This is a genomic window from Candidatus Nanopusillus massiliensis, assembly GCF_920984865.1.
Genome location: NZ_OV100765.1, coordinates 515,152 through 515,478, shown reverse-complemented (window position 1 = coordinate 515,478; position 327 = coordinate 515,152). Strand labels below are relative to the sequence as shown.

The window sequence follows — 327 nt, the reverse complement described above, 5'->3', positions numbered from 1 at the left end:
TTGGAAATATTAATGAAATACCTGATTCTTTCTTTTCCTCTTTTTTTTCTTCCTTTTTTTCTTCTTTTTCTTCCTTTTTTTCTCTTTCTAAATATTTTTTTATCCAAGTAATACTTGATAATGCTCTCTTTATTCTCTCATCCTTTTTCAATTCTTCTACAAGTTCTTTTGTCCATTTTATTTTATAAGGATCATTTTTTATTTCTTCATGGTTTTGCATTGGATTTTTCAGCAACTATTTTTAATTAATTCTCATCATTTTTTATTATATCATATAGAAACATCTCCAAAATTAAATCAGACATACTTTTTATATAATCATCTCTT

General features: G+C 23.2%; 1 pseudogene. It reads right to left on the bottom strand.

What is annotated here, in order from left to right:
* A pseudogene (locus LUA84_RS03595) lies at positions 1–220 on the bottom strand (hypothetical protein); the annotation flags it as partial.
* Positions 221–327 lie beyond the last annotated feature (107 nt).